The sequence below is a fragment of the Candidatus Pelagibacter bacterium nBUS_29 genome, assembly GCF_051200905.1.
Lineage (GTDB): Bacteria > Pseudomonadota > Alphaproteobacteria > Pelagibacterales > Pelagibacteraceae > Pelagibacter.
Window position 1 is genome coordinate 899,498 of the sequence record NZ_CP172843.1, and the last position, 14,451, is coordinate 913,948.

10 protein-coding genes are annotated in these 14,451 nt (G+C 31.6%); 5 read left to right on the forward strand and 5 right to left on the reverse strand.

From position 1 onward, the window contains the following. Positions 1-96: 96 nt before the first annotated feature. Both ACIJYA_RS04890 and ACIJYA_RS04895 read right to left on the reverse strand, forming a co-directional pair. On the reverse strand, positions 97-591 hold the full coding sequence (locus tag ACIJYA_RS04890; RefSeq protein WP_435087666.1) for a hypothetical protein: 495 nt from the start codon (positions 589-591) through the stop codon (positions 97-99). Positions 592-594: 3 nt separating this feature from the next. Further along, the gene (locus ACIJYA_RS04895; protein WP_435087668.1) at positions 595-1,821 is read right to left on the reverse strand and encodes an MFS transporter; all 1,227 of its coding nucleotides are present in this window, start codon (positions 1,819-1,821) and stop codon (positions 595-597) included. A 68-nt stretch (positions 1,822-1,889) separates the two neighbouring features. On the opposite strand from ACIJYA_RS04895, the gene ACIJYA_RS04900 reads away from it, so the two are divergent. Together ACIJYA_RS04900 and ACIJYA_RS04905 are read left to right on the forward strand one after the other, a co-directional pair. Beyond that, positions 1,890-4,610 carry an Ig-like domain-containing protein gene (locus ACIJYA_RS04900; protein ID WP_435087670.1) on the forward strand — a complete coding sequence of 907 codons (2,721 nt, stop codon included), beginning with the start codon at positions 1,890-1,892 and terminating at the stop codon, positions 4,608-4,610. Next, a complete protein-coding gene (locus ACIJYA_RS04905; RefSeq protein ID WP_435087671.1) occupies positions 4,600-8,460 on the forward strand; it encodes an Ig-like domain-containing protein in 3,861 nt (1,286 codons plus the stop codon). The genes ACIJYA_RS04900 and ACIJYA_RS04905 overlap by 11 nt, the downstream gene beginning before the upstream one ends. A gap of 425 nt (positions 8,461-8,885) precedes the next feature. On the opposite strand, the gene ACIJYA_RS04910 is transcribed toward ACIJYA_RS04905, so the two are convergent. After that, on the reverse strand, positions 8,886-9,809 hold the full coding sequence (locus ACIJYA_RS04910; protein ID WP_435087673.1) for an NADP-dependent oxidoreductase: 924 nt from the start codon (positions 9,807-9,809) through the stop codon (positions 8,886-8,888). 384 nt (positions 9,810-10,193) lie between these two features. Here ACIJYA_RS04910 and ACIJYA_RS04915 point away from each other — a divergent pair, with 384 nt between their 5' ends. Then, positions 10,194-11,483 (forward strand): alginate lyase family protein, encoded by a 1,290-nt coding sequence (locus tag ACIJYA_RS04915; RefSeq protein ID WP_435087675.1) that lies wholly within the window; start codon positions 10,194-10,196, stop codon positions 11,481-11,483. Between the two features lie 77 nt (positions 11,484-11,560). Here ACIJYA_RS04915 and ACIJYA_RS04920 read toward each other — a convergent pair whose 3' ends face one another. Continuing rightward, a complete protein-coding gene (locus tag ACIJYA_RS04920; protein ID WP_435087677.1) occupies positions 11,561-11,857 on the reverse strand; it encodes a DUF3303 domain-containing protein in 297 nt (98 codons plus the stop codon). A 446-nt stretch (positions 11,858-12,303) separates the two neighbouring features. Here ACIJYA_RS04920 and ACIJYA_RS04925 point away from each other — a divergent pair, with 446 nt between their 5' ends. Both ACIJYA_RS04925 and ACIJYA_RS04930 read left to right on the forward strand, forming a co-directional pair. After that, a complete protein-coding gene (locus ACIJYA_RS04925; RefSeq protein ID WP_435087679.1) occupies positions 12,304-13,074 on the forward strand; it encodes a heparin lyase I family protein in 771 nt (256 codons plus the stop codon). Positions 13,075-13,178: 104 nt separating this feature from the next. Then, entirely contained in the window at positions 13,179-13,406 is a 228-nt protein-coding gene (locus ACIJYA_RS04930; RefSeq protein WP_435087681.1) for a hypothetical protein, read from the forward strand. Here the strand turns inward: ACIJYA_RS04930 and ACIJYA_RS04935 are convergent. Beyond that, on the reverse strand, positions 13,399-14,451 hold the full coding sequence (locus tag ACIJYA_RS04935) for a threonine aldolase family protein (RefSeq protein ID WP_435087683.1): 1,053 nt from the start codon (positions 14,449-14,451) through the stop codon (positions 13,399-13,401). The two genes, ACIJYA_RS04930 and ACIJYA_RS04935, sit on opposite strands and share 8 nt — an antisense overlap.

Below are 14,451 nucleotides of genomic sequence, written 5' to 3' on the forward strand. Positions count from 1 at the left end.
GCAGAGAATGAAAATTTCATAAAAAAGTATTTATTAAGTAATTCCTTATATAAACAAAACCCTAAGACAGACTTTTTTTGGAAAACACAAAATAAATTAAATTTTTAAATCAAGAAATTTTCTGACTATATCTTTTCTATCCCATCGTTGAATTAAACGAGCTAAATCAAGAGTAGTACCTGATGCAAAATCAGGAAAAATTTTAGTATAATTTTCACCCATTTGAATTGTTTTGTTGGGATTAATTGTTACAAAATTTTTATTTTGTAATAATAAAACCTTTCTTTTAACTGTTTCTCTAGGCATATTTAAAGAGGACGAAATACTTGTCACGGTTAACTTTGGGTCATTTAAGAACTCTGCATTAGAAGATTTTTCAAATTCAAAAGATAATGACTCTAAGGATAATTTTTTATTTTTATTTATTAAATATACATCATAGCTAACTACTACTTGCAATATTATAAAACTTTCAAAATCTAGGCCTAGTCTTTTATTAATTCGCTGATAAAAATTAATTAAAAAAATTGCCCAATCATAGAAACCTGATGAAAAATTTTCATTTTCTTTTATTTTATTTTTAGAGTTCATAAATTATTTATTTTTAATTTTTAACATGAAATAAAAACCTAATACGAAAAGTAGAGTGTTGGAAAAAAGACCAATTCTCTGAGAAAAGTAATAAGTCATTGTCCCAACTAATAAAGGGCCAGCAAATGAAGTAATTCGACCAGAAAATGCAAATAAACCAAAGCTTCTACCTGCTTGCTCTTCACTAATCAGTGATGTCATCATTACACGACTAGCACTTTGTATTATTCCAATAAATATAGAAATGACCATTACGACTGCAAAAAAATTCGATTTACTTACAGCCAGTAATGAAGCATAAATTATACACAATGTTAATGCTACTATACTTATTAAGATTAAATTTTTTGATGAATATTTATCATTTAAATGTCCTCCAACTATTACACTTAAAAAAGCAATAATATTTGAAAAAATAGCCATTTTTATAATTTCATCAAAGCTAAAACCAAATACACCACTTGCATAAACACCTCCTCCACTTATCAGAACAATAAGCGCATCGGCATATAACATTCTTGCTATTAAAAACTTTCCTGTTTCAGTTAATTTATTTTGCCAAATTATTTGAGTCAAAGATTTAAAATTTAAATGATTTTTTTTTATATCTTTAGAAGTTTTATCCCTAAAAAAGAAAAGCATGGGAATGGCGAATATAAAAAACCACAAAGCAACAATAAGTGCAGTGAATCGAATATTTTCAAATTCTTGTTTATTAAGATCAAATAAAACTGTGTCTGATAAAACAAAGAAATAAAGCACAATCAATAATACTGGAATTGTTCCTAAATACCCTAACCCAAAACCTAAGCCTGATGTTGTGCCAAGTTTATTTTTTTCAGATGCTTGTTGTAACAGTGAATTATAAAAAATTTGCGCAATTTCATAACAATAATTTGAACATAAAAAAATTATTAATGTGTAAAAAATAAAACTAGTTTCTGGTTTTGAAAACCAAAATAAACACGTTATGAGAATACATAGGATTGTAAATATGCGTAAAAAATTTATTAAACCATTTTTTCTTTTATCTGCTAGGATGCCAAAATAAGGACCTGTTATAGCAATTAATAAACCACAAACTCCCGTCGTCCATTGCCAGTAGGCAGCACCTAATTGCGCATCACCAACAATTTGCCTTGCAAAATAGGTAGAAAATATAAACGTAATGATGATGGCTGAAAAAGAAGAATTAGCAAAATCATACATTCCGTAGTTTAATTTTTTCACACTATGAACATCACCATTTTAGTGACATTTGCAACCCATAATGAGCACTTTTGGAGATAATAAACAATGTGTTCAAAAATTTAAAAATAAACATTCTATTTGTTATTTTATTTTCTCTTACAAGTTTTGAGTTATTAGCTGATGATAAGTTCTGGGTGGCTGCAGATTGTAGTGTTACTAACGATTTTAGCAATAATGCGAACTGGTCAAGCACAAAAGATGGCCCAGGAGGAGCAAGAAGACCAAATAAAAATGATGTTGCAATTTTTGGTGCGACTGCTGATAGTAGTGATTGTAATGCAGAACTTACATCAAGAAACGTTATTCAAAAACTAATCCTGAAAAATAACTACGATGGTACTGTTAGTGTAGCCAATAATCAAATACTTACATTAAGACAAAATTTTAGCATTAATGGGGGTACATTATTTCTTGGTACTGATGCAACTTTAAATGCAAGTAAAAGCATGTCTCATATTAATGACGGAGGAACTCTCTCATCAGCAAATGCACTTTTAGTTAAAATTTTTCCCAGCTTAAACATTCATGAAGGCGGGACTTTTATTGCACCTGCAAAAAACACATTATTTCTAGGTGGTTTTATCAATAATGGAACTTTCACGCACAGTAATGGTACGGTAACATTTTCTCCAAGGGATTCTAGTTATCAGGTTTTAACAAATGGTACAGGCACAGGTAAGGATTTTTATAACGTAATAAAAAATAATAAAAATACAACTCTGAGAATGAATGGGGATATGCAAGTTAATAACATAACCTTAAATAGAGGTATATTGAATGTAGACGGGAATGATCTGTATGTTAAAGGAAATTATATTGCAAATAGTAGTAATCGACGAGAGGTTACCAATACAAGCGCTTCAACATCAGTGATATTTAATGGAACTGGTAATCAAAATGTTATAGCTCATAATAGCGGTGCTTGGCCCAGTTTTGAAAATTTAACAATAACCAATACAACTGGCGTTGTTTCATTTTCTACAAAGAATGTAGGTATAGATAAAACTCTTACTATTAATTCTGGGGCAATTCTTGATATCAGTGGACTAAACATGACAGCGACTACTTTAGTTAATAATGGTACGCTTCAATTAGAAGGGGATGAAACAGTAACTATTACTAACAAAGATACAAACTCTGGAACAATCACTTATGATGGTTCAGGTACCTACAATGATCTAGAATACGGTGATAATTATTATAATCTAACTTTTAATGGTACTGGAACTTACACCCTTGATGCTAATTTAAATGTTGATGGAGCACTAACAATTACAGATGGAACACTCGATGTTTCCTCAGATGATAGAAGTATTAATGTTGCAGGAAATTGGACAAATAGTGATATTTTTAAATCTAGATCAGGTACAGTCACTTTTGATGGAACGTCAACTATTACCTCGGGTGGTATCACCGATCAAGCACAAGATTTTTATAATGTTATTTTAAGCGGCAGTGCAGGAACACAATCTACAAACCACGTAGATGTTGATAATGATTTTACAATTAGCTCCTCTGGAACCTGGAACACAAGTGGGCTTTGTCTTTTTGTGGCAGGCACTACAACCACAGGTAGTGGTACATTAACGAATACGACTCTTCCAACTGTTACTTTTGATCCTGCCAACTCTGATAATGATGTTCAACCTACAGAAAACATTACATTAACTTTTAATCATGCCATGCGTAACACAGATGATAGCGCTTTAACAAACACTAACGTTGATAGTCTTATCACTTTAAAAGTGAATAATTCAAGCGGTGCAGATATTGCTTTTGATGCTACGATTGATTCTGATAAAAAAGTTATTACTATTAATCCTGACAGCAATCTTACAGGCCAACAAAATGTGTATGTGGCAATAGGTGCTACAGTTGAAGATCAAACTTGTGGACAAGCAATTACTGCAGCCAATGCAACTTTTACTGTTGTTGATACTGATGTTCCAACACTAACATCATCTACTCCTACTGATGGCGCAACAGAGGTAGGTGTTAATGATAATATTGTTCTAAATTTTAGTAAAGCTGTTGACGCTGAGAGTGGTAATATTATTATTTATAAGGCTTCTGATGATTCTGAAGTTGAGTCAATTCCTGTCGGCAATGCTAAAGTCTCTGGATCAGGATCAACTCAAATTACTATTAACCCAGCAGCAACTTTAGACAGTTCAACTGCCTACTATGTTCAAATTGCTGCAACTGCTTTTGATGATAGTTCTAGTAATTCTTATGCTGGGATTAATGATAAGACTTCGCTTAACTTTACAACGGCTGACGTTAATGCACCAACCTTATCGTCATCTACACCAGCTGATGAAGCTACTGGTATTGCAGTTGATACAAATATTGTACTTAATTTCAATGAAGCTGTTGATGCTGAAAGTGGAAATATTATTATCTACAAAACATCTGATGACTCTCAAGTGGAGTCTATACCTGTTGGTGATGCTAAAGTATCTGGATCAGGCTCTACAACAATAACAATAAATCCTTCGACAACATTAGATGGATCAACGGCTTATTATATACAAGTAGCTGCTACTGCGTTTGATGATAGCTCGAGTAATTCGTATGCAGGTATTAGTGATGCCACAACCCTTAATTTTACAACAGCAGATATAGGTGCACCAACCCTATCATCATCTACTCCAGCTGATGGCGCTACAGGTATTGCTGTAGATGCAAATATTGTTTTAACATTCAATGAAGCTGTTGATGCTGAAAGTGGAAATATTATTATCTACAAAACATCTGATGACTTCTGAAGTAGAATCAATTCCAATTGGTAATGCTAAAGTTTCAGGTTCAGGATCAACAGAAATTACCGTTAATCCAGCAACTACCCTAGACAGTTTTACAAGTTATTATGTTAAAATTGAAGCAACAGCATTTGATGATAGTTCTAGTAATTCATATGTGGGAATAACAGATACAACTACACTTAATTTTACTACTGCAGACGTTGAAGCACCAACTCTAACTTTTAGTCCTTTAGATGGTACAACTGGTATTGCAGATAACACCAATATTACAATTACCTTTGATGAAGCAATAAGAAATACAGATAATTCAGAACTAACAAACTCTAATATCGACACTCTAATTACACTTAAAGAAGATAACTCTAGTGGCTCAAATATTGATTTTGATGCTACTATCGACTCTGATAAAAAAATTATTACAATAAATCCTAATAGTGATTTTTCAAGTGAACAAGTTGTATATGTTGCAATTGGGGCTACTGTTGAAGACTCCTCAAATAACGCGATAAGCGCATCAAATATAAGCTTTACTGTTGCTGCTCCTACTTCACCGCCATCTTTGACATTTAATCCTTCAGATAACAGTACAGGTAACGCTGTTGACACTAATATTACAATTACTTTTGATAAAGCTATTAGACATATTGATGATACAGATATTGCTGATACAGATATTGATAGTTTAATTACATTAAGAAAAACAAACTCTTCAGGAAATAGAATACCTTTTAATGCTACTATAGATAATACTAAAAAAGTTATAACGATCAACCCCTCAAGTAACTTTTCTAGCAGTCAAGTAGTCTATGTAGAAATAGGTGCAACCGTTGAAGATTATTATAATAACGCAATATCAAACTCGTCTATAACATTTACAGTTGCTGATACTGTAGCCCCAACTATTACTTTTAATCCATCAGACTCTGATACTGATGTAACAGTTAGTTCAAATATTACTCTTACTTTTAATGAAGCAATACGAAATACAAATAATACAGTTTTAACCGACACTAATGTCGATAGCTTGATAACATTAAAAAATTCAGATGAAGATGGAGATAATATTAGTTTTAACGCTACAATTAACTCAGATAAAAAAATTATTACTATTAACCCTGATAGTAATTTTTCTAGTGAACAAGTTGTTTATGTGGCAATTGGAACAACAGTTGAAGATTCATCAGATAATGCAATAACAGCTCAATCCATTACTTTTACAGCCGCTGACTCAACACCACCAACAGTAACTTTTAGTCCAGCTGACTCAGAGACTGGTATTGCCGTTAATTCTGATATAACAATTGCTTTTGATGAAGTAGTTCGAAATATTAATAATACATCTTTAACAGATGCCAACGTTGGTAGTCTAATTACTTTAAAAGAAACTAATACTAATGGATCTAATATTAGTTTTACGGCATTAATAGATTCCACAAAACAATTAATTACCATAACGCCAGATAATAGTTTTTCGAGTGAACAAGTTGTGTATGTGGCAATTGGTGCTACTGTAGAAGACTCTTCAGACAATGCTATAAGTGCAAGTTCTGTAACATTTACGGCAGCTGATTCCACTGCACCAGAAGTCACTTTTGATCCAGCAGATACATCAACAGGTGTGCCTATTACTGCAAATGTTACACTATCGTTTGATGAAGCTGTAAGAAATCCAGATGACTCTGAACTAACAAATTCAAATGTTGGAAATTTAATTACACTTGAGTATGTATCAGATAACGCATCTATTGATTTCACAGCAACTATTGATTCAGACAAGAAAATTATAACCATTAACCCTGATGAAAATTTTATAAGTGGTAGGTTTGTGCGTGTAGCAATACAAGCACTTGAAGATTCATCAAATAATACAATGTCAGCAACATCAGGCACTTTTAGTGTTACGGATTCAACGGCTCCAGTTGTTACTATTGATCCAGCAGATGGATCAACATTAGTTGCACTTGATACTGATGTAATTATTACCTTTAATGAAGAAGTAAGATTACTTGATAACTCTGCTATTAATAATACAAATGTTGATAGCTTAATAACTCTAAAGGACAGCAATTCAACTGGGGCAGATATTGCTTTTGATGCCACTATAAATTCTGACAAGACAATTATAACTATTGATTTAGTAAGTGATATTACAAGTGAGCAAACAGTTTATGTGGCAGTTGGAGCTACAGTTGAAGACTCTTATGGTAATGCAATAACCGCAACATCATCTACTTTTACGGCAGCAGATAAACTGCCACCTAGTGTAGAAATTGAAGCTGTTATTACAGCATCTATTGCTGTTAATTCAGATATTACTTTTACTTTTAGTGAAGCAATTCGAAATTTAGATGACACAACTTTAATAAGCTCCGATGTTGGAAGTTTAATGACATTAAAAGATACAGATGCAAATGGAGCTGATATTCCATTTGTTGCAACAATTAATTCTGCAAAAACTATTATTACAATTGATCCTGTCAGCAATTTTACAAGTGCACAAAAAATATATGCAGCAATTGGTGCAACGGTAGAAGATTTTGCGGATAATGTTATTCCAGCTTCAAGTAAAACTTTTACTGCAGAGTTTTTAAAAGAGGATTTAGAAAATCCATTTAATGAAAAGGATGTTATTGCTTTAATAGATGCTCAAAGAGAAACTTCTAAACGTTTTATAGAACAATCATCTTATGCTGTATTGAATAGAATGGAGTGGTTAAGAAGAAACAGAGATGTTAATAATTTATCTGAACAAGGAATCAAAATTAAATTTAGTGATGAAGAATATACAGAAATTGCCACTGCGTTAAATTTTGATAAATATATAAATCGTACCAAAGATTTATTTAACAATAATTGGGCTTTTTGGAGCGAAGGTACAGTTACATTGGGTGAAATAGATAATACCTCGCTTGCTTCACTGCAAGAAATTCAAACAACAGGTATTACAATTGGTGTTGATAAAAAAGTAAGCGATAGAAGAATGTATGGTTTTGCACTTAGAGTTGGTCTTGATGATGTAGATATAGGTACATCTGACACTAACCTAAAAACAGATATGTTTAGCTTATCTTCTTATGCAACCTTTCCATTTAATAATAAAACTTTTATTGATACGAATATAGGTATTAGCAGTTTAAAAATTGACTCAAGACGAAAACATGAAGCAGGATTTTTATTTGGGAAGAGAAATGGTAATCAAATTTTTGGATCAATTGTCTATGGAGGTGAATTTATAAAAAAAGATTTAAATATATCTCCTTATGGAAGAATTGATCTAGGATATACTATTTTAGATGAATATTTAGAAAGTGGTAAAATTTCAGCTCTAAAATACAATGAAATGAAAATTGAAAATAGTAAATCATCATTGGGTTTTCTAATTAATAATTCGTATGAAATTAACAATTTAAAATTTAAACCATTTAGTCGTTTTGAATATGGAAGAGGAAGTACCGACTCAAATGATACAATAGTTTCGTATCATAAAGCATATCCAAATACTAATTATACTAATAAGGGTGTAAATGAATCATCAGATAATTATAAAGTCACCCTTGGAACAGATTTAGATATTGGAGAAAATATGTTCTGTACTGCAAGTTTTGAGAGAAATGAAGAAATTGATTCAGGTTATACTAATACTATGAATTTTGCAGGATCTTACTTAATAAAACCAAATGCAGAACTAAGTTTTCATTCCAATTTAACAAATGAAAACACTTCACAATTTTCAATACAATATGATCATCAATCCAAGTCTGGGTGGGATTTAAATTACAATATTGAATTACAAAATAGTTTTAATGTTAATTCTGAAAGTATTGTTGGTATTAATGTTAAAAAAATTTTTTAAAAGTTTAATTAAGTAGAAGACTAATGAATAAAATCCTTTCAATTTTAGCCATGCCTCAGGCTTATTGAATATTTTTAGACGATTTTATAGGATAACTAGAAACTAACTAGAAACAAAAGAGATAAATCAAGAAATGGATCAGTGTGAATAAAGAAAACGCAAGTAAACTGTGGAAAATGATACAGGAAGCTGGCGATTATTTACGGGATTAGCGGTTCAACCTATCCTACACTCACCTACACTATTCTAAAGTACTTATGCGGATAATGAAAAGTTAGCTTAAAAAAAATTACTTTAAGACTCATCAATTTAATTAAAAAACTCGATGTCAAACTCGAAACAAAAGAGATAAATCAAATAGCTATTTTAAAGCAAATAGACTCATTGTTCGGGATTTAAACTTAAATAGCTTGATTATCTAAACTCTATTTAATTGTAAGAACAATTTTACCTTTGGTTCGACCTTCTGCTAGTTTTCCAAAAGCTTCTGAAGCCTGTTCCATTGGATACGTACTATCAATGATAGTCTTAATGGTACCCTGACTAATTAATGTTACAAGTTCTGTTAGCATTGCTCCATCAGGTGACATGAAAAACCATTCAAAGTTTACACCATATTTTTTAGCAAGGTTTTCAGTATCTTGACCCTTAATAGAAATCAGAGTACCTCCCTTTTTTAAAACCTTGAAAGACTTAGCAAGTACATCACCACCGATCATATCAAAGACTAAATCATAATCAGACAATTCATCTTCAAATGACTGAGTGCTATAATCAATTATTAGATCAGCTCCCAAACTTTTAACTAGTTCAGTATTTTTAGAACTTGTAGTCGTTGCAACTGTTGCCCCAAAATGTTTTGCAATTTGGATGGCAAGCGTTCCAACACCACCTGAACCAGCGTGAATCAACACTTTGTCACCTTGCTTAATATTACCTTTCGTAACTAATGCCTGCCATGCTGTCAAACCCGCTAGTGGGACAGATGCCGCGTCTATATGGCTTAGATTTTCTGGTTTAATAGCAAGTTCATTTTCTTGGATACGAGCGAATTCAGCAATAGAGCCAGCGTCTTCTTGATTGGGACGAGCAAACACTTCATCACCAACTTTGACATTAAGTACATCTTTACCAACCTCGACTACTTTGCCTGAAACATCGTAGCCCATAACGTGGGGAAAGCTAAGCTCTAGCATTTCTTTTAGATAACCTGCATGTAGAATATTATCGATCGGATTAATGCTAGCAGCATGCACTTCTACTAGGACAGACTTATCTTGAAGTTTTGGCTTTTCAATATCAATAATTTCAATATTGGCAGTATAATCTTTATAAACGACAGCTTTCATTGTGTATCCTTTTTAATTAAATAATTTTTTAAAATATATCAAAACATAAAGAAAGCTATGTAGTATATATTTTATTAAATAACAATCATTCCATCACCTAGACACCTGATTAGAGGTTTGGTAGGGTTTTGAATTATGAAAAAACTTTTAGGGATTATAGTTCTGGGTTTGTCATGATTGAATATAGAAGAAAAGAGAACTTATGAATGTATTTATAATTTTATCAGTGCTTATAATTGTTATTGGAGTTCTCTTATTAGTAACCACTCCATCAGTATTATTTACATTGAATTGGAAAGAAAAAACGGGAAAAGAAAAAATCCTAATGTTTATATTTTATAGTATTTTGGTTTATATAATAAATATCATTTATTGGATTATAAAATGAAAAAACTTTTAGGGATCGTGGTTCTGGGTTTGTTGTGGTGCAGCGTTGGTATTGCTGAAAAATATCCAAAAATTAAAGATCCAGTCAAATCAATATCTGGATCAATAAAGAAATTAAAAATACCAGGAAAAGTTAATTTAAAAGATTATAAGGTAAAAAACCCAGGGTCTAAAATTTACATAGATGTTGTTAAAAGACGTCTAGAGTTAAAAGGATATAAAAATAATCATAGATTATGTAAGCCATCTAAAAGTTATGAATTATTTCCTTCAATGCCAGAAATTGGTGGTCATAAATGGAAACAAGAAGGTGCAAGTCCGATAGATTTTATAAATTTTGCAGAACCAATGATAGAAATTGTAAATAAGCATACTCGAGGATGGTTAGCTACAGGTGATGCTTTTTACCTTGATAAAATGAAAGAACAAATTTTATTATGGTCTAAAGAAAATTCTTTTAATGTTCTAATATCTGATGGTTATAACAAAGAATGGGATAGTGATTTTGCTTATATTGATACTCTTGAAAATGTTAGGCAAACTTTAGTTGGTATGTTGATTGCATTTGATGTTTTGAGACAAGAAAAAGCACTTACAGCAGAAGAAGATAAAATAATTTATGAATGGTTTGAAAAAACTGTAGCTAAAACTTCCATAGGTACGAATGATGGATCAAAAGATAAAATGACACCAGGAAATCATACTGAAGCCTCTAAAGCTAGAATATATACTTTGTGGAGTATTTTAAGTGGTGATGAAAAATATTTTCAAGCTGGTTTAAAATTTTATGGAATAGCTCTTAATGTTACAAGAAAAGATGGGAGTTCTTCTCATGAAATAAGAAAACAAAAAGGTAAAAGTAATCGAAGTAAGAGAGGTTTATTAAAAATGACTCAAGTGGTAGGAGGTATGGTTATGATCGCAGAAGTTTTCGCAAATCAAGGCTATGACCTTTATTCATTTGAAACAAAAAAAGGTGTAACCGTTCATAAAATGATTGATTTTTTAATAACATATCTTGGTTATCCTGATTCTGGCGCTAAAAAGAAAGCTTATATAAATCCAGAAATTATGGAAACAAAACGTATACTTAAAAAAACAGGAATTAATGACAACACCCTAGGTTGGGCTCATGCATATGTCAAAAGATTCCCAAATAAAGAAACAACAAAAAAGTTGATAAAGTATTATTTAGAGCCATATGGTTGGTCTAGATATATTCAGAATAGTGGAGGATTTGGAATACACATGAGCTGTGCTTATGCCAACATAAATAAAATAAAATAAATGAAAAAACTTTTAGGGATCGTGATTCTGGGTTTTTTTAGTTACCCTCTTGAATAAGGGTAACTAAATTTTTTTGATTAACCTTTTTGATTAGCCATCATAGCTTTAATAGCTTTTCTTGCATTAGCATCATCCAATACTGGTTTAACAATAGGAAAAGTACATGCCCCAGACCAACCCATGATCCATGCTGTTAACGATTCTTGATTATCTGTCTCAACTATTATTAGGCCACTTCCATTAGCTGCATCATGCCAACGACCAATTTGTTTTACATCAGCAGGGTATTCTCCAGCAATTTGCTCATCAGTCATATTTGCAAAAAAAGCTTGTGTCTCTGCTTGCTTGTCTCGATCTAATTGATATGTACACATGAAAATCATTTTATTATCCTTGGTTAAGTTATTATTTGTATTTATCTACTTTTAACCTAACAGCAATTATAGTAGATGGCCACGCCTCAGTCTTATTGAATTTAGATATAGGATTTTATAGGATAGCTTGAAACAAAAGAGATAAATCAATAAATGGAACGGTGTGAATAAAAAAAACGCAAGTAAACTGTGGAAAATGATACAGGAAGCTGGCGATTATTTGGGGGATTAGCGGTTCAACCTATCCTACACTCACCTACACTATTCTACAGTACTTATGCGGATATTAAAAAGTTAACTTAAAATAAATCGCTTAAAGACTCATCAATTTAATTAAAAAACTCGATGCTAAACTCGATTTAAAAGAGATAAATCAAATAGATTTATAGCTTAAGACTTGCTAATATTTAATCATCAAAAAAATAAATAAACTATTCTTAATTTTTATGAAAATTATATTAATAATTTTGATGATACTTTTTCAAGTTCAACACGCAAATGCAAAAAAAATTAAAATGGTTAAAGATGAAAACACTAAATTTTATAAAAAAATAAATGATCCAACAGGTTTAGCGCCAACAAAGAAAGTACATTTTTTTAAATTTGGATCTGAGTGTGGTGATATCAAAAGGGACAAAAAGGGGGGGGAAGATCATGTTGGAGAATTTAAAGATTCAGATTGTGCAGAAAATAGTGTTCGTTCTGAAATTTCTCAGTATAACCAAAAACAACCAAAAGAGAGCTGGTATCGATGGTATGTTTATTTGCCAGAGGACTTTCCAATCCAAGATACTGGAAAATTATTGTTAGCCCAATGGCACAACGGTGAATGCCCTCATGTATCATTTACGAGTAAAGGAGGGGAAAAAGGAGTATTGTATTTTGAATTAATGAAAACTTGGCAAGGAGACTGTAAGGATTTAACGAGAATTCAATTTACTTCAATTCAAGAATTAAGAGGTAAGTGGACAGAGTTTGTAATTTTTTCACGATGGGATTATGGTAATGAAGGTATATTTCAAATTTATTTGGATACTAAACTTGTAGTAGACTGGAAAGGTCGAACGTTAACTATAGGAAAAAAGAAAAATTATCTAAAATTAGGTATTTATCAATGTTGTAACAATAAAAAAATCCCTATTAAACCTGCAAGTGCTTTTTTTACGAACCCAGAGATTTCAAAAAAACCTTTTAAAAGTTTAAAGAAAAAATTTTAAAACTCTCTAAGCAAAAGAAGCTTATTGAAATATAATTATAAAATTTTATAGGATAACTCGATTTAAACTCGATTTAAAAGATATAAAACAAGAAATGGGACAGTGTGAACAAAGAAAACGCAAGTAAACTGTGGAAAATGATACAGGAAGCTGGCGATTATTTGGTGGGCCAACTACCTGATCACCCAAACCATCCTAAAGGCAGAAATTCCTACGCACATGTTGCTATATGTGTGAAAGATCATTTCAATGCTAGTTATAAAGATATACCTGATGAAAAGTTTGAGGAAGTTGTAAAATATATTGAATTTTTAAAACAAAATCCTAATTAGAATTTTTTAAAGTCTCTAGCAAGCCATCAACGTCTTCTTCTTGAGTGTTCCAAGCAGCAACTAATCTTACAGATTTACCATCTAACTCTTCTTCATTCATTTTATAACCTTTTGAATTTAAATGTTCGATCATGTTTCTGGGAAATTTTGCAAATACTTCGTTAGCTTCCGTTGGATATGAAAGTTTAACATCTGAATGATGAGTCAATCCTTCACTTAGTCTTTTTCCCATTTTGTTTGCATGTTTTGCATTTCTCAACCAAACATCATTTGAAATATAAGCATCTAATTGAGCTGAAACAAAACGCATTTTTGATAATAAGTGCCCTGCTCTTTTCATTAAAAATGCAATATTACCAACTAAGTCTTTCTTAAAAAAAATTATTGCTTCTGCAGCAAGACAGCCATTTTTAGTTGCCCCAAATGATAATACATCAATACCTGATTTCCAAGTCATCTCAGCAGGTGTTACATCTAGAGAAACTAATGCATTAGCAAACCTTGCTCCATCCATGTGCATATTAAGATTATGTTTATGAGCAACATCTGAAATTTTTTTAATTTCATCTAATTGATAAACTTCTCCAGTTTCACAAACTTGTGTAATACTAACTGATGAAGGTTGTGTGTGATGAACAATTCCTTTTCCACCAATTGCTTCATCTAATTCTTTATTTGTTATTTTTCCATCAATTCCTTGTAATGTGACTAGTTTTCCACCTCCTGTATAAAACTCAGGAGCACCACATTCGTCTGTATTTATATGAGATAACTTGTGACAATAAATGTTTCCAAATGATGGGGTCATTGTTGATAGTGCTAAAGCATTAGCTGCTGTTCCAGATGCTGTTGGAAAAACAATTACCTCTTTTTCAAATATCTCTGAAAACTTGTCCTGTAATTCAGTTGATATTTGATCGTTTCCATAAGGAGTACTATCACCGTCATTTGCTTTGATAATTGCATCAAGAACTTCAGGACAAGCACCAGCAACATTATCTGAAGCGAATTTTACCCGCTCCCTTTTTGTTTTAATTTTAGCCAT